Origin of the sequence: Oryzibacter oryziterrae (genome assembly GCF_021864535.1) — a bacterium.
Classification (GTDB): Bacteria; Pseudomonadota; Alphaproteobacteria; order Rhizobiales; family Pleomorphomonadaceae; genus Pleomorphomonas; species Pleomorphomonas oryziterrae.
This window is the reverse complement of the sequence record NZ_JAKJIC010000001.1, coordinates 18864-34294: the sequence shown is the minus strand read 5'-3', so window position 1 is coordinate 34294 and position 15431 is coordinate 18864. Positions and strand designations below refer to the sequence as shown.

14 protein-coding genes are annotated in these 15431 nt (G+C 62.0%); 5 read left to right on the top strand and 9 right to left on the bottom strand.

All coding sequences use genetic code 11. The annotated features are described in order from the left end of the window. Positions 1-14: 14 nt before the first annotated feature. The 4 genes from L2I41_RS00150 to crcB all read right to left on the bottom strand — a co-directional run bounded on the left by L2I41_RS00150 (position 15) and on the right by crcB (position 3755). Positions 15-551 carry an SRPBCC family protein gene (locus L2I41_RS00150; RefSeq protein WP_237151468.1) on the bottom strand — a complete coding sequence of 179 codons (537 nt, stop codon included), beginning with the start codon at positions 549-551 and terminating at the stop codon, positions 15-17. Positions 552-735: 184 nt separating this feature from the next. After that, positions 736-2178 (bottom strand): sensor domain-containing diguanylate cyclase, encoded by a 1443-nt coding sequence (locus L2I41_RS00145; RefSeq protein WP_237151467.1) that lies wholly within the window; start codon positions 2176-2178, stop codon positions 736-738. A gap of 141 nt (positions 2179-2319) precedes the next feature. Continuing rightward, a complete protein-coding gene (locus tag L2I41_RS00140; protein ID WP_237151466.1) occupies positions 2320-3375 on the bottom strand; it encodes an RluA family pseudouridine synthase in 1056 nt (351 codons plus the stop codon). Then, positions 3372-3755, bottom strand: coding sequence for a fluoride efflux transporter CrcB (crcB, locus tag L2I41_RS00135; protein WP_237151465.1), 384 nt, complete (start codon positions 3753-3755; stop codon positions 3372-3374). Before crcB ends, L2I41_RS00140 begins: the two co-directional genes overlap by 4 nt. 766 nt (positions 3756-4521) lie before the next feature. Between crcB and L2I41_RS00130 the strand changes: the two genes are divergently transcribed. Then, a complete protein-coding gene (locus L2I41_RS00130) occupies positions 4522-4899 on the top strand; it encodes a hypothetical protein (protein WP_237151464.1) in 378 nt (125 codons plus the stop codon). A gap of 307 nt (positions 4900-5206) precedes the next feature. Then, positions 5207-7159 carry a potassium transporter Kup gene (locus tag L2I41_RS00125; RefSeq protein ID WP_237151463.1) on the top strand — a complete coding sequence of 651 codons (1953 nt, stop codon included), beginning with the start codon at positions 5207-5209 and terminating at the stop codon, positions 7157-7159. Positions 7160-7453: 294 nt separating this feature from the next. Here the strand turns inward: L2I41_RS00125 and L2I41_RS00120 are convergent, their stop codons facing one another. After that, positions 7454-9217 carry a bifunctional helix-turn-helix transcriptional regulator/alpha/beta hydrolase gene (locus tag L2I41_RS00120; protein WP_237151462.1) on the bottom strand — a complete coding sequence of 588 codons (1764 nt, stop codon included), beginning with the start codon at positions 9215-9217 and terminating at the stop codon, positions 7454-7456. Positions 9218-9531: 314 nt separating this feature from the next. On the opposite strand from L2I41_RS00120, the gene L2I41_RS00115 reads away from it, so the two are divergent. Then, a complete protein-coding gene (locus L2I41_RS00115) occupies positions 9532-11154 on the top strand; it encodes a fumarate hydratase (protein ID WP_237151461.1) in 1623 nt (540 codons plus the stop codon). A gap of 248 nt (positions 11155-11402) precedes the next feature. Beyond that, positions 11403-12008: a L,D-transpeptidase gene (locus L2I41_RS00110; RefSeq protein WP_237151900.1), complete on the top strand. Its 606-nt coding sequence runs from the start codon at positions 11403-11405 to the stop codon at positions 12006-12008. A gap of 75 nt (positions 12009-12083) precedes the next feature. Here the strand turns inward: L2I41_RS00110 and L2I41_RS00105 are convergent, their stop codons facing one another. Both L2I41_RS00105 and L2I41_RS00100 read right to left on the bottom strand, forming a co-directional pair. Further along, complete coding sequence (locus L2I41_RS00105; RefSeq protein ID WP_237151460.1) at positions 12084-12446, bottom strand: gamma-butyrobetaine hydroxylase family protein; 363 nt, start codon at positions 12444-12446, stop codon at positions 12084-12086. Positions 12447-12478: 32 nt separating this feature from the next. Further along, positions 12479-13354, bottom strand: a complete 876-nt coding sequence (locus tag L2I41_RS00100) for an NAD(P)-dependent oxidoreductase (protein WP_237151459.1) — start codon at positions 13352-13354, stop codon at positions 12479-12481. Between the two features lie 139 nt (positions 13355-13493). Here L2I41_RS00100 and L2I41_RS00095 point away from each other — a divergent pair, with 139 nt between their 5' ends. After that, positions 13494-13763, top strand: coding sequence for a YMGG-like glycine zipper-containing protein (locus tag L2I41_RS00095; RefSeq protein ID WP_237151458.1), 270 nt, complete (start codon positions 13494-13496; stop codon positions 13761-13763). Positions 13764-13862: 99 nt separating this feature from the next. Here L2I41_RS00095 and L2I41_RS00090 read toward each other — a convergent pair whose 3' ends face one another. Together L2I41_RS00090 and L2I41_RS00085 are read right to left on the bottom strand one after the other, a co-directional pair. Continuing rightward, positions 13863-14702: an ABC transporter permease gene (locus L2I41_RS00090; RefSeq protein ID WP_237151457.1), complete on the bottom strand. Its 840-nt coding sequence runs from the start codon at positions 14700-14702 to the stop codon at positions 13863-13865. Beyond that, positions 14702-15412: an ABC transporter permease gene (locus tag L2I41_RS00085; protein ID WP_237151456.1), complete on the bottom strand. Its 711-nt coding sequence runs from the start codon at positions 15410-15412 to the stop codon at positions 14702-14704. The genes L2I41_RS00090 and L2I41_RS00085 overlap by 1 nt, the downstream gene beginning before the upstream one ends. Positions 15413-15431: the final 19 nt, after the last annotated feature.

Below are 15431 nucleotides of genomic sequence, written 5' to 3'. Positions count from 1 at the left end.
AAGGCGGTGCGCCATTACTTGCCGCTTTCGATCTTGGTCTTGAGGGCGCCAAGGCCGAGATTGTAGAGATCGGTCACCGCCTTGATCGCAGCGGCGTCGGACAGCTCCGGCGGCGGATCGTTGTTGGGGAAGCCGCGATAGAAGGCACCCCACCATGTGATGGTGGAATGGGTGTCGTCCACCGACTTGACCGTCAGGCGCGAGGAATAGTTGGTGACCGGCAGCGCCTTGATGTTGTCGCCGTCCATCCGATAGAACAGCATCATCTTGGTGGGATCGAACTTCTCGAGCTTCTCCTTGACGACCTCGCCATTGGCCAGCGTCAGCGTGCGCTCGGCTCCGATGTCGCTGCCGCCAGTGCCCTCAAGCTTGGTGACCGGCGCGAGCCAGCTGAGATCCTGGAAGTTGGACACCACCGCCCAGGTCTTGGCAGCGGGAGCGGCCACGTCGATGGTGATCTCCACCTTCTGACGGGTGGGACCGTGAGCCTCGGCCGCACCGGTGAACAGGGTCAAGGCGCCGGCGACAAGCGCGGCAAACATAGCTCTCATTGAAGAAATCCTCCGCTATTCTAAGCTGAAGCCTGAACAATCGGCGATGATACCCCCTCCCCGCCGGTTCATACTCCGCGTCCCCCATGCGCTTCTTCTAGCACGCAACCCGTTTGGGTCGGGGTGCGACAAAAGGCATCGCCGGACCAGAAGTGCAGAGATTTCGGAGCGCCAAATCGCTCTCTCACAGAGAAACGACGCGATCGCCGCCGCTGTCTTTCGCGCGGCGCAAGGCGCGAGCAGTCCGATCGATGACGCCGGAGCGGCCATCACCGGGCATCAGCCCTGCGACGCCAAGGCAGGCATGCAGACGCAGCTCGCCATCGGGATCGAGGAACCGATCCTCGATGACCACTTTGAGCAACCGCCCGGCAAAGCGCTCCGCACTCGTCAGCGGACCGTCCCAGAGGATGGCGAACTCGTCGCCGCCCATTCGGCTCACGACCAGAGCGTCGGTAGCCAGTTCCTGGAGCAGCTGGCCCACATGGCGCAGCACCTGATCTCCCCGGGGGTGGCCGTAGGTTTCGTTGATTTCATGAAAGCGCAAGAGATCCAGCGTGATCAGGCTGACGGGATTCTTGAGGAGATCGCGATGAGCTGCGACGGCATCCAGCTCGGTTTCCATCTGTCGCCGGTTGCCGATGCCGGTGAGCCGGTCGGTGAAGACGAGCTGTTCAAGCCGACGCTGATAGACCCCGAAGGCCAACGCGACGACCACCACGGTGGCAGCGATGATGGCGAGGCCGATGCCAAGATTTGTGAGGAAGCCCAACCACAGCGGCCTCAGTGCGGTCCCCTCGTCCTGCTCCACAAATACACGCCAGCCGAGGTCGGGGATGAGCCGCTGCGACAGCAAGACGGTGTGACCTGCGCGGCTGAACGAATAGTCGCCATGGTCTTCGGACAGGATCTGCGAGGCTATGCCGGAGAGCCCCTCCGATGTCGCGATGTTGGAGCCGACCGGCGTCTCGACGGCCGTGGCGACGACGATGTTGCCCTTGCCGTCGACGAAATAGATGTTGCGATCGAACTCGCTGCGATAGCGGGCGACAATGTTGCTGACCGCGGAGAAGTCGAGACCTACGCCAGTGACGGCAAGCAGTTTGCCCTCGGCATCGACGACACGGTAGTTGATGAACACCGTGACAGCGTTGTTCTGCGCCTTGTTGACATCGACATTGATCTCGTAGGGCTTGGTGTCGTCGATCAGGCGGAAGAACCAGGCGTCGGTGGGATCCTTCGGATCGACCAGGCGCGGCGCCGCTTCGAAGTGATAGTAGACCTGTGACGAGCGGGAGATCAGAAAGCTGGTGAAGGCCCCGTACTCCTCGCGAATGCGCTTCAGATAACGGGTGATGGCGTCTGCGTCCTTCTCCCCTCCGGCGAGCCAGTCGAGCACGAAGGTGTCGTTGGCCATGAGCGAGGAGACCAGGATCGGCCGCACAAGATCGGTCTGAACTTCGGAATAGATGTTCGAGCCGGTGAGTGGCAGCTCATGCTCCACAAGCGCACTGCGGATGGCGTGACTGGAGACCAGATAGCTGACCACATTGGTCGCCAGAAAGCCGAGGATAAGGATCAGCCCAATCAAGGGAATGATCTGCGTGCGAATGGACTGGGTACTCATGTAATGCTCAATGATAAACAAAAGGCGGGAATCAGAGATCCCCGCCGTCATATCGTACATTGAGATGGCCTGATCAGAAATGACGATTGGTTGATCTTCAGACCCGCCAATATCTCCGGCCGCTAACTTGCACGCTTCCGCTCAATCCTCGGGGAACCGCGGATCCTCTTCCGGCTTTTCGTCAACTTCGAAGCCAAGCAGGTTCCAGCTCTGCAGCATGTGCGGCGGCAGCGGCGCCGTGACGTCGATCGTCTGACCGCCCGCCGGATGCGGAATGGTCAGCCGGCGGGCCAGCAGGTGGAGGCGATTCTGGATGCCGCCGGGCAATTCCCAGTTCTCGATGTCGAAATAGCGGGGATCGCCAAGGATGGGATGGCCCATGGCCTGACAGTGGACGCGCAGCTGATGCGTCCGCCCCGTGGTCGGCTTCATGGTCAGCCAGGACACCTTGCCACCGGCATTCTCGACCACCGAATAATAGGTGACGGCGTGCATGGCACCCTCGTCACCATGCTTGGCAACGGTCATCATGTCCCCATCGGGGCCGGCCACCTTCTTGAGGAAGGTGGAAATCTTGCCCTGCGGCGGCTTGGGCACGGAATAGACCAGCGCCCAATAGATCTTGCGCGCCGAGCGCGTCTGGAAGGTACGCGCCAGCGTTGCCGCCGCAAGGCGCGAGCGGGCGACCAGCAGGCAGCCGGAGGTTTCGCGGTCGAGGCGGTGGACAAGGCGCGGCTTCACGCCCTTCTTGTCGCGCAAGGCTTCCAGCATGCCGTCGATATGACGGGTCATGCCCGAACCGCCCTGCACGGCGAGACCGGCGGGCTTGTTGAAGACGAACACATGCTCGTCCTCATAGAGCAGCAGCGACCGCAGGTATTCGGCTTCGTTGGCCGAGGCCACCTGCTTGGGGCGCGCCATCGGGGCGCCGTCCTGATCGTAATAGGTCGGGCCATTGGCCGCGTCGCCATATTGCAGCGGCGGCACGCGGACCACCTGCCCCGGCGCCACGCGCGACTCCGTCTTGCAGCGACCGCCATCGACACGCACCTGCCCCGAGCGGATCAGCTTCTGCAAGTGTCCGAAGCCAAGGCCGGGATAGTGTTCCTTGAACCAGCGATCGAGGCGCATGCCGGCCTCGTCCTTGGCAACGGTCACCATATCGACCCGCGGTCCGCCCGCATCCTTGTCGCTCATGCAAAACTCCTGACGATCCAAAGCCCGGCCACCAGACCGCCGATCGACGCTATCAGCGTGCCGATGACATAACCGGACGCCGAAAGATAGGCCCCGCGCTCCCAAAGGGTGACGGAATCAAGCGCAAAGGACGACAAAGTGGTGAAGCCGCCCAAAATCCCGACGGCAAAGAAGACGCGCAACGCCTGCGATCCGTTGAACTTCAACGACAGCAGGCCGATGAACAGCCCCATGATGATGGAGCCGAGCACGTTCACCGTCACGGTGCCCCAGGGAAAATCGGCACCAAACAGCTTGCCGGCGGCAACGCCGACCAGATAGCGGGCCACCGACCCGAGCGCGCCTCCAAGCGCGACCAGAAGAACCAGATTGAGCGACATTCACCTGAACCGAAAATGCTGGAAGGCCCCGCGTCCGACGCTGGAACCGATCTTCATCATTTCCGATCTGCCCGCAAGGTCGGGCCGCCATTCCTTCAGTCAAAAGGCGGCATACCGGAAATCGGCTGCGAGAAGATACCGGAACTGACCGTGCCTGAAAGCGCAGCCAATCTTCAGCTTATTATGCAAAGCCCGCTGCGGCGTCCACGGAAATCTACGGCCACGCATGCAAAAACGACGGTTTTCCGACGCAAGTAGCTGCGTTACATGCCCTGCCTGCAAGGCTGCACCGGAGCTCCATCCGGTCGCGGATTTCACTTTTTCTTTGTGAAAATCAAAGAAGAAACAAACCAATGCTAAACGATTAAGTACAATCTAAACCGTTTGAGATGGGATTTCCTTCTATTTCAATGCAACAAAAATAGAAATATAAACATGAGCAAGAAGAGCAATTAAAAGCACGATTGCTCTCCGCAAATTCAGGGGTTCCTCGTACGCAGCTTCATTAGTATTCGGGCAAAAGGTTAGATGGTTTTGATCCAAATCATCGCTCGCTTGCCACGATTACTTATCATGAAGGTGAACGAGGAAGTTCCCAAAAGCCACAGACCGGACCGGCGATCCCCTCCCCGCCGATCCGGATATCCGGTGAAGCCCATGCGCATCCTCCCTGTCGCGTGGGCTTCTCCCGGTCCCTGTACCTGACCCAGCGTTTCGCCAAGTGCGCCCAAGTTGGTCGTTCGCACGCTTTTTTTGGAGACTTAGGATGTATTTCCGTTCCTTCATCGCCGCCTCCGTGGCCGTCGCAGCTGCTGTTGCCGCCCTCCCGCTCAGCATCTCCCACGCCGACGCCGTCACCACCGGCAACGTCACCCGTCTGGCCCAGCAGGGCTTCACGGCCGATTTCGGCTCCAAGCATGCCGTCGGCTACTTCATGAAGAAGGAAGGCGCCTGCTCGGTGCGCGTCGTCCTGTCCCAGAAGGAAGGCGAGGACTTCGTCGTCGGCACCGGCGCCACGGTTGACGTCTCCGTCGCCGCCGGCGACAGCCTGCGTCTCGGCTCGGGCGAAGGCGCCGGCCTTGCCCTGTCCTGCAGCCAGAGCGCCGACAGCCTCTCGATCACGCCGCTGACCTCCGGCGCCTGATCGGCTTTGACACGGTAGAACTCAAGGGGCGGCGTCCAGCATCGAAGCCTGGACGCCGCTTCCGCTTTTAGCGAAATACCCAAGTGCGGCCGACAGTGCGGCCACGAGCGATGTGGTATCAGGTGCTGTAGAGGTGATGGTTTATCGGTGGCGGTGGCAAGAAAGCCAGACCGAAGTACCGGTCGATCCCGCGCCAAGCGCCCGCCCCTGACGCTTACGCACTTGCGAAATCCCTCGGCTTCAATTATTTCCAGCCGACTTGATCGAGCCGACGTCCATCGACGTCCGATCCCAGCGACGGTTCTGCATGAACGACGCCCCTGAAAATGGTTCGACCGTGGCAACGCCCGCAAGCCCGGTGCAAACGAACGGCAGCGACATCTCCGCCGAACACGAAACCCATCTTCCCAAGAGCAGCGTAACCGCGCTGGCACTTGGTTCGATAGGCGTGGTTTATGGCGACATTGGGACAAGCCCGCTCTATGCCTTCCGTGAGGCTCTGCGCCATACGGCGACCGACGGCATCACCCGCGCCGAGGTGACCGGCGTCGTCTCGCTGCTGATCTGGGCCCTCACCCTGGTGGTGACGCTCAAATACGTGCTGTTCGTGATGTATGCCGACAACAAGGGCGAAGGCGGCACGCTGTCCCTGGTCGCCCTCGTGCGCGGCGCCATCGGCGCCAGAGGCGGATTTGCGGTGATCGTCGGCATCCTCGGCGCCTCGATGTTCTTTGGCGACGCCGTGCTGACGCCCGCAATCTCGGTTCTTTCGGCTGTGGAAGGCCTTGAGGTCGTCACCCCGCAGTTCCGGGAGTTCGTGGTGCCGGTGACAATCGGCATCCTGGTCATCCTCTTCATTTTCCAGAGCTCGGGCACCGGGCGCGTCGCCGCGCTGTTCGGTCCGATCACCGCCTTCTGGTTCCTTTGCCTCGCCGGCCTTGGCCTGATGCATGTCACCGACGATCCGGCGATTCTCTACGCGCTGCTGCCGACATCGGCGCTCAGCTTCGTCCTCGACCACGGCATCCTGGCGCTGGTGGTGATTGGCTCGGTCTTCCTGGCCGTCACCGGTGCCGAAGCGCTCTACGCCGACATGGGCCACTTCGGCCGCAAGCCGATCCAGCTGGCCTGGTTCGCCCTCGTCTTCCCGTCGCTGGCGCTGAACTATCTCGGCCAGGGCGCCATGGTGCTGGCGCACCCCAATGCGGTCGACAACCCCTTCTTCCTGATGGTGCCCGGCCCGGTGCGGATTCCTTTCGTGATTCTGGCCACTGTGGCGACCATCATCGCCAGCCAGGCGGTGATCACCGGCGCCTTCTCGCTGACCCAGCAGGCGGTGCAGCTTGGCCTGTTGCCGCGCCTCGAGACCCGTCACACCTCCGAGACGCAGGCCGGCCAGATCTATCTGCCGCGCGTCACCTGGATCCTGCTGACCGGCGTGCTGCTGCTGGTGGTCTTCTTCAAGTCGTCGAGCGCGCTGGCCTCGGCCTACGGCATCTCGGTCACCGGCGAGATGGTGATGTCCTCGATCCTCGCCTTCATCGTCGTGTGGAAGGCCTGGAAGTGGTCGCTGCCCGTCGCGATCCTGGTCGTGGCGCCCTTCCTGTCCATGGAAATCGTCTTCCTCAGCGCCAACATGCTCAAGGTGTTCGACGGTGGCTACGTGCCGCTGACGCTGGCCGCCTGCATGGCCATCTGCATGTGGACCTGGGTGCGCGGCTCGCGCATCGTCTACGAGAAGTCGCACAAGGAAAACATTCCACTGCTCGACCTCGTGAAGATGCTGGCAAAGTCGCATCCGGTGCGCGTGCCCGGTACGGCCGTGTTCCTGACGTCCGACCCGGACATCGCGCCCAGCGCCTTGATGCACAACCTCAAGCACAACACGGTCCTGCACACCAAGAACATCATCCTGACCGTGCACGTGGCGACCGCGCCGCGCCTCAGCGACGACCAGCGCATCAAGATCGAAGCATTGAGCGACGACTTCACGCGGGTGCGGCTCAACTTCGGCTACATGGAAAGCCCCAACGTGCCGAAGGCCATGGCGCTCTGCCGCAAGCAAGGCGTGAAGTTCGACATCATGTCGACCTCCTTCTTCCTGAACCGCCGCACCTTCAAGGCCAGCCCGACCTCGGGCATGCCCATGTGGCAGGACCGGCTCTTCATCGCGCTCACGCGATCGGCAGCCAACGCGACGGACTTCTACCACATCCCGACCAACCGCGTGGTGGAGCTCGGTCAGCAGATCACCGTGTGATCGCCAAATGGCGTCAGACGGCAACTTGACCGAGTCCGATGCCGGAAAACCACAAAAAGCCACGCGAATTTACCTTAACGCCGCGTTCTGCCTCAAATTTCCGCATGCCTGGGTGCAGATTCCTTAATTTGGGGATTTCATCCTTCGAAAATGTATGTAGGATACCGCATATAGTGATACGGCGACTTTTTCAGGAAGACCTTGCCTGACAGTCTTAGTCTGTACATTTGCCCTTGGGGACTGGTTCAATTTTGCCAGTATGAGCGATGAGGGATTTGGGACCGCCGCCCCTCCTCATCGTCTTTCTTGTGAGCGGCCGGACACCAGATCGCGAGAGATCAGGTCGTCGAGAATCTCGGTGCTTTTCGTATAGTTGACCCAATGCGCTGCGCCCTCGATGCAGTGGAGCTGCATGTGCGGGCACACGGCTTTCAGGTTTTGCATGGCTTCCGGCCTCAGCGACAGATCGGCCTGCCCGTAGTAGACCGTGACCGGACATCGGATCAGCCGCAGATCCTGCGACCAATCCTCCATCGCCAGCAGCACCCCCTCGGTATAGGCCTTGTGCGAGACATTGTCGGAGCCGATGCACACGGCATGCGCCGCAGCCGCCAGCTGCCGGAACTCGGGATCCTTGAGGACCGCCACATCCTCCGGCGTGTTCTTGTAGATCTTGGCCAGATACTGTTCCGGCGAATGCCGCCGCGCAAAGGCGAAGGCAGCCTTGACCACAAAGGGCAGAATGGCGGGCGACGAGGTCGCCGTCTGGAAGAGAATCCGGTGCCATTGCTGGTCATGATCGCCGGCCGTCTGGGCTGCAGTCCACAGGGTTGGCGCCCCGACCGAAAGACCGACACAGCGGTCCCCCAGACGATTGGCGAGCAACACGGCCATCCGGAACGCGACGCCTTCCGCAAGGATGGACAGACGCTGGACCCGCCGGGACTCAAGGAGGGCCATCAGATCGCTGACCAGCTCCTCAAGATAGCTGGAGATCGGTGGCATTGGCCCGCTCTGCCCGTAACCCGGCCGAATCACCGACCAGATCGACAGCCCCCGGGTCAGCGCCAGATCTCGCGTTGCCTGCGGCAGCTTGTAGAACCCCATGCTCGAATGCAGATGAAGGCAGACATGACCGCTCGGATCACCCGACTGGAACACGTCGTAGCGGCGCCCGTTCGCCGAGATCCAGGTCCAGAAGCGCTCGGCAACACCAGCGGCATCAGGACCGGCATCCACCGCCGACTTCGTCTGCACGGCTCCGCTCGCCGCCGTCAACGCATTGAACGAGAGCAGCAGCCGTAGCAGTTCCAGCTGCGAGCGCGTGTCGGTCTTGGCCATGATCTGCTTGATCTGCGTGCGCACCGTCTCCACCGAACGTTCGCGCTGATCGGCGATCTGTTGCAGCGACAGCCCGGCCATGAAGCTGCGCAGCACCATCACTTCGGAAGCCGTGAGCTCGTAGCCTTCCACCAGAACCATGTCCATCATGGGGTTCCACTGGAAATCCTCGACCGTCACAAGCAGTCGTCCGGCAACGCCCAGCGCCGCCTGCATGGTCCGCGGACGCGACAGGGCAACCGACACGGCGCCACCGTCGACGCTGGTGAGCTTCAGGAGCACATGGCCAGCATGATCGCCGGTCGAAAAGGCGCCCATGCGCTCGATCAGAAGCGCTTCGCTCTCTGCGTCAAGGTTGAAGTCGCGCACGCTCCGGATGGCCTTGCTGGGAAAGCGTGACCGAAGAAGGCCGTTGCTCTGGACGAGACCACCGTCGACGCGGCAGACGCAGGCGGGACGGCCGACGGAATCGACAAGGCGCTCAAGCTCGGAATCAGGCGCGGACGCCAGACGATCCAGGAGATCGCCGGCTCGGGCCGCGTGCGTCACCAGGTGAGACAGGCCAGATCCATTGCCGCTCTCCGTGCCATCACGGAACGACAGGTCGAGAACGTCGAGAAACTCTTCATAAAGGTCGGGCTCTACGGCGACGGCGTAGATCTTGTCGATGATCGAAAAATCGTCGAACTCAGGCGGCGGAACGCGAAAGCTTGTCATGACCTTCCGTCTGGTGAGGCGCCATCTTCATCGGCGTCCATTGTCAGACCCTTGTCTGGATGAGTAGCGGCCCGCCCTGAAAAGGCAAGCCATTTTCGAGAATGTTAGAAGTGGGACCGATCCGACCGCGCCAAGCGGCGAGGGATCGAGTGCCCAGCGCCAGGTGTTACGGACTGATCCCGCCACCGATGGACCAAAGTTGCGGCGCAACCGCCTTGGCGCATAAGGATTTGCACGCTAATACGTGATCACCGCCATCGGTGCGCCGCAACAGGCCGCCCTTGCGCCACTTACCTGATTGTGGAGACGGAGCCATGTCCGATAATCCCGCCGCTGACGGCTTGTTCCCCCTTGCCGCCGATGAGACACCCTATCGGAAGCTGACGTCCGACTTCGTCTCGACCGCCGAATTTGATGGCGAGGAAATCCTGAAGGTCGCGCCCGAAGCGATCCGCCTGCTGACCGAGACGGCCTTCAGCGACATCAACCATCTCCTGCGCCCGGCCCATCTCGAGCAGTTGGCCAAGATCCTCAACGATCCCGAAGCGACCTCCAACGATCGCTTCGTGGCCTATGATCTGATGAAGAACGCCAACATCGCCGCCGGCGGCATCCTGCCCATGTGCCAGGACACCGGTACGGCGATCATCATGGCCAAGAAGGGCCGTCGCGTCTGGACCAAGGGCGGCGACGAGGCCGCCGTCTCCAGGGGCGTCCTGGACGCCTACGAGAAGCGCAACCTGCGCTACTCGCAGCTGGCGCCGCTGTCCATGTTCGAGGAGAAGAACACCAAGAACAACCTCCCGGCCCAGATCGACATCTACGAAGAGGGCGAAGACGCCTACAAGTTCCTCTTCGTTGCCAAGGGCGGCGGCTCGGCCAACAAGACCTACCTGTTCCAGGGCACGCCCTCGCTGCTGACCCATGACCGCCTGCTGGCCTTCATCAAGGAAAAGATCCTGACGCTGGGCACTTCCGCCTGCCCGCCCTATCACCTGTCGATCGTCATCGGCGGCACGTCGGCCGAGATGAACCTGAAGACGGTCAAGCTTGCCTCGACCAAATACCTTGACGGCCTGCCGACCAAGGGCTCGGAGAGCGGCCACGCCTTCCGCGACCTCGAGTTCGAGGCGGAAGTGTTCAAGGCCACCCAGGCGACCGGCGTCGGCGCCCAGTTCGGCGGCAAGTATTTCTGCCACGACGTGCGCGTGATCCGCCTGCCCCGCCATGGCGCCTCCCTGCCGATCGGCATTGGTGTCTCCTGTTCCGCCGACCGCCAGGCCGTCGGCAAGATCACCAAGTCGGGCGTCTACATCGAGGAACTCGAGCACAATCCCGCCCGCTTCATGCCTGAGATCGACGAGGCCTCGCTGGCTGGCGACGTGGTCAAGATCGACCTGACCCGGCCGATGTCAGAGATTCGCGCCGAGCTCAGCAAGCACCCGATCAAGACCCGCGTCTCGCTGACCGGTCCGGTCATCGTGGCGCGCGACCTCGCCCATGCCAAGCTGCGCGAGCGGCTGGAGCGCGGCGAGCCGCTGCCGGACTATTTCAAGAACCACCCGGTCTACTACGCCGGTCCCGCCAAGACGCCGACCGGCTATGCCTCCGGCTCCTTTGGCCCGACCACCGCCGGCCGCATGGACTCCTATGTGGAACAGTTCCAGGCCGCCGGCGGCTCCATGGTCATGCTGGCAAAGGGCAACCGTTCGGCCCAGGTGCGCAACGCCTGCGGAAAGCATGGCGGCTTCTATCTGGGGTCCATCGGCGGACCGGCCGCGCGCCTTGCCCAGGACTGCATCAAGAAGGTGGAAGTGGTCGAGTTCCCCGAACTGGGCATGGAAGCCATCTGGCGAATCGACGTTGTCGATTTTCCCGCGTTCATCGTCATCGACGACAAGGGCAACGACTTCTTCAAGGAATTGAACCTCGATTGACGCGAAAGCCTCGAAGCGAAACACCTCGCTTCGAGGCGACCGTTGCGCGCCAGCAACAATCTGCGGCCAAGGCCGGAAAAAGCCCGTAATTTGGGCAAGCGACTATTGAACGATTCACCCCGACCAGCCATCGTGTTCATGGCGTATTTGCGGCTGCAATGGGTCGAGGCCAACAAGACCGCGGCAGCCGGATCATCCCGTAAATAAATCCTGATCTTCAAACCAGTGGATTTTGGCTCTTCGAAATGATGCGAAAGATCCTGCTTCTCGCTGCTGCAGCCTTGGTTGCCGCCCCGACGTTTGCCACGCCCAGCTTTGCCGACGATGACGTCGTCCGCTTCTGGGACCCCTCCAGCGGCACCATCCAGACGATCAAGCGCAATCCGAGCGCCAGCCGGCCCACGGAAAGCAAGATCAAGAAGGAACTGATCGACTATACCGGTCCCTATTCCAAGGGCACCATCATCGTGAACACCGGTGAGCGCCGGCTGTATTACGTGATGGGCGACGGCAAGGCGATGAAGTATGGCATCGGCGTCGGTCGTCCCGGCTTCACCTGGTCGGGCGAGCACCACATCACCCGCAAGGCCGAATGGCCCGGCTGGACCCCGCCCCCGGCCATGCGCAAGCGCCAGCCGAAGCTCCCCTATTTCATGCCCGGCGGCCCGGACAATCCGCTTGGCGCCCGCGCCATGTACATCGGCTCGACCATTTACCGCATCCACGGCACCGCTGAGCCCTGGACCATCGGCGAGGCCGTCTCCTCGGGCTGCATCCGCATGACCAATGACGACGTGGCCGACCTCTATGAGCGCGTCGGCGTCGGCACCAAGGTCGTCGTCCTGCACGAGTGAGTGCCGAGACAGCGCAATGAAAAAAGCCGCCGAGCACCCTGCCCGGCGGCTTTTTTCATGGGATTGCCCAAGGAGTTAGCGTGACAGACCCTTGGCCTTGAGTTCGGCGACATAGTCGTCGAAGTAGCGTGCCTGATTGCGGCCGGCATCCAGCAGGAAGGCCCAGGTGTAGAGCCCCGTCTGATGCGTGTCGTCGAACACGATCCGCACCGCATAGGTGCCGACCGGCTCCAGGTTCACGATGCGCACATCCTTCTTGCGCGGAACGGTCTGCCGCTGGTCGGGCGCATGCCCCTGCACCTCGGCCGAGGGGGAACGGACCCGAAGAAGCTCGGCGCCGAGATCGTAGGACTCGCCGTTGTCGAAGGCGACATGAAGCGTCTTCTTGTCGGAAGACAGGCGCAGTTCCTCCGGCCATGCCGTATTGCCATCCACCATTGTTCGTTCCTCGTCTTGAGAAGATACCCGGCTCAGCTCTTTGGCTGCAGGCGCGCGATCAGGCTGGACGTGTCCCACCGGCGACCGCCCATGGCCTGGACGTCGGCATAGAACTGATCGACCAACGCCGTGACCGGCAGCTTGGCGCCGATTTCCTTGGCCTGATCGAGCACGATGCCAAGATCCTTGCGCATCCAGTCGACGGCAAAGCCGTAATCGAACTTGCCCTCGCTCATGGTCTTCCAGCGGTTCTCCATCTGCCAGCTCTGCGCCGCCCCCTTGGAGATGACGCCGATCACCTGTTCCACTTCGAGATCGGCCTGCATGGCGAAATGGACCGCTTCCGACAAGCCCTGCACCAGACCGGCGATGGCGATCTGGTTGACCATCTTGGTGAGCTGCCCGGCGCCGGACGGCCCCATGTGCCCGATCATCCGCGCATAGCTGCGGATGACAGGCTCAGCTGCCGCGTAAGGCTCGGCATCACCACCCACCATGACCGTCAGGACACCATTGACGGCACCGGCCTGGCCACCGGAGACCGGAGCATCGAGAAAGTGCAGGCCGCGCGCGCTTGCCGCAGCGTGGAGCTCGCGCGCCACGACGGCGGAGGCGGTGGTATGGTCGGCGAAGATCGCGCCGGGCTTCATGCCGGCGAAAGCGCCATCCGCACCGGTGGTGACCGAGCGGAGGTCGTCGTCATTGCCGACGCAGGCGAATACGAAGTCGACGCCTTCCACCGCCTCGCGCGGGGTCAATCGCATCTGCCCCCCGAACTCGGCGCACCAGGCTTCCGCCTTGGCCTCGGTGCGATTGTAGACGGTGACATCGTGACCGCCACGTTTGAGGAGGTGTCCGGCCATCGGATACCCCATCACGCCAAGCCCGAGGAAAGCAACCCTTGCCATTTGTTACCTCATCTATCCAAGCATCAGAATTTCGCTTATCTTTTAGCCGTCGTGCAGTCATACGGGGCGGCAGAAAGATTCGCCTTATTTCAGACCGTAAACTTCGTTATCCTATTTAGTGGACCAAATGGAGGACATCATGAAGAAGATAGCAGCTTTGGCAGCCGTTCTGGCACTCGGCCTCTCCGCTTGCAGTCAGACCGCGACGCAGCAGCGCGTCACGACCGGCGCGGCCGTTGGCGCGCTGGGTGGTGCCGCCGTTGGCGCCATCGCCGGTGGCGGCAAGGGTGCCCTGATCGGTGCTGCCGTTGGCGGCATTGGCGGCGCGGCTGTTGCCGGCGCCACCGCCCCGAAGAATTGCGTCGCCTATGACGCCTACGGTCGCCCCTATGCGGTCGTCTGCCCCTGATCCGACATTCGGTTCAAGATGAGAAAGCGGCCCGGATGCTCTCCGGGCCGTTTGCTTTTGTGGGGGATGAACCACCCCATGTTCTTAGGTGCGAAAGCCTCAGCGCTTGAGATGGCGCGTGAGCCTCTGCTCCATCAGCTCCCACAGCCGGCGAAGAACCTCGACGGTGATCAGATAGATGATCGCCGCCCAGAGGTAGATCTGCAGGTCATAGGTCTTGGAGAAGGCGACACGGGTCTGCCCCATGACGTCGAGCACCGTGATGATCGAGGCGATCGACGAGGCCTTGATCATCAGGATCACTTCGTTGCCATAGGGGCGAAGCGCGGTGATCAACGCCTGCGGCAGGATGATCTTCCAGAAGGTGACCGACCGCCGCAATCCCAGAGAATCAGCTGCCTGACGCTGACCGCCGGGCACGGCAAGAATGGCGCCCGCCAGGATCTCCGCCTGATAGGCGGCCGTGTTGAGCGAGAAGGTGAAGACCGCGCAGAAATAGGCATCGCGGAACAGCGCCCACAGGCCGATGGCCTTGAAGAAGCCTACGAACTGCCCTGCCCCGTAATAGACGAGGAACGTCTGCGCCAGCAGCGGCGTGCCGCGGAAGAAGTAGGAATAGCCAAAGGCAATGCCGCCCCACAGGGGGCTGGCCGACATGCGCCCCATGGCCACCGGCACGGAGATCAGAGCCCCCAGCACCAGCGACATGGCGACCAGCTCGATGGTGACGATGATGCCATCGCCGATCTTGGGCGCATATTTGGCGATCTTCTCGGGATCATAGCCGTTCACCAGGATCATGATGATGCCGATGCCGAGTAGAGCCCAGAACAGCAGCATGACCAGACCGGCGGCACGGGAGACGGTCCATTTGCGCCCGCGCAGCCCCTTTGGCGCCGGTTGCGGAGCGATGAAGGAAGAGGCGACATAGCCGGCCATCAGTGTCCTCCCTGCCCGCGATGAGCCCAGTTCGAGATGCGCCCGAGTCCCAGCGACGAGATGATCGACAGCAGGAGGTAGATGAGGCAGGCGACGAAAAAGAAGAAGAAAGCCTGCTTGGTGACGCCCACGGCGATGTTGGTGTTGCGCAACAGGTCGGACAGGCCGATCACCGAAACCAGCGAAGTGTCCTTGAGGAGGTTGAGCCAGAGATTGCTGAGCCCCGGCAGCGCCAGACGGATGAGCTGCGGCAGGATCACGAGCCGCATGGTCGCGCCCCGGTTCAGGCCGAGCGCATAGGCGCCTTCATACTGGCCGTGCGAAATGCCCTTGAAGGCCGACAGGAAGGTCTCGCTGGCATAGGAGGAGAACACCAGCGCCAGGGCCACGATGCCGGCCAGAAAGCTGTTCACCTCGAACTCTGCGCCGAACACCAGCATCCACAGGGCCGACATGGCCATCTGGCCGCCGTAGTAGATGAGGAACAGCGTCAGGAGTTCGGGAAGACCGCGGAAAATGGTCGTGTAGATATGGGCGGCATTGCGCAGCAGCGGTTCGCTGGAGTTCTTGGCAACCGCGATGAAGAAGCCGAACAGGAGCCCAAGGGGAAGGGTCGCGATCGCAAGTATGATGGTGATGAGGACACCGCGGATAAGTTCGTCACCCCACCCGGTCTCACCATAAGACAACAGCTCTAAATATTGAGCCACAGAGCCCCTCCCGGCTTTG

Coding starts and splice junctions, on each gene's coding strand:
- L2I41_RS00150 (WP_237151468.1), bottom strand. CDS start 551: ATGAGAGCTATGTTTGCCGCGCTTGTCGCCGGCGCCTTGACCCTGTTC.
- L2I41_RS00145 (WP_237151467.1), bottom strand. CDS start 2,178: ATGAGTACCCAGTCCATTCGCACGCAGATCATTCCCTTGATTGGGCTG.
- L2I41_RS00140 (WP_237151466.1), bottom strand. CDS start 3,375: ATGAGCGACAAGGATGCGGGCGGACCGCGGGTCGATATGGTGACCGTT.
- crcB (WP_237151465.1), bottom strand. CDS start 3,755: ATGTCGCTCAATCTGGTTCTTCTGGTCGCGCTTGGAGGCGCGCTCGGG.
- L2I41_RS00130 (WP_237151464.1), top strand. CDS start 4,522: ATGTATTTCCGTTCCTTCATCGCCGCCTCCGTGGCCGTCGCAGCTGCT.
- L2I41_RS00125 (WP_237151463.1), top strand. CDS start 5,207: ATGAACGACGCCCCTGAAAATGGTTCGACCGTGGCAACGCCCGCAAGC.
- L2I41_RS00120 (WP_237151462.1), bottom strand. CDS start 9,217: ATGACAAGCTTTCGCGTTCCGCCGCCTGAGTTCGACGATTTTTCGATC.
- L2I41_RS00115 (WP_237151461.1), top strand. CDS start 9,532: ATGTCCGATAATCCCGCCGCTGACGGCTTGTTCCCCCTTGCCGCCGAT.
- L2I41_RS00110 (WP_237151900.1), top strand. CDS start 11,403: ATGCGAAAGATCCTGCTTCTCGCTGCTGCAGCCTTGGTTGCCGCCCCG.
- L2I41_RS00105 (WP_237151460.1), bottom strand. CDS start 12,446: ATGGTGGATGGCAATACGGCATGGCCGGAGGAACTGCGCCTGTCTTCC.
- L2I41_RS00100 (WP_237151459.1), bottom strand. CDS start 13,354: ATGGCAAGGGTTGCTTTCCTCGGGCTTGGCGTGATGGGGTATCCGATG.
- L2I41_RS00095 (WP_237151458.1), top strand. CDS start 13,494: ATGAAGAAGATAGCAGCTTTGGCAGCCGTTCTGGCACTCGGCCTCTCC.
- L2I41_RS00090 (WP_237151457.1), bottom strand. CDS start 14,702: ATGGCCGGCTATGTCGCCTCTTCCTTCATCGCTCCGCAACCGGCGCCA.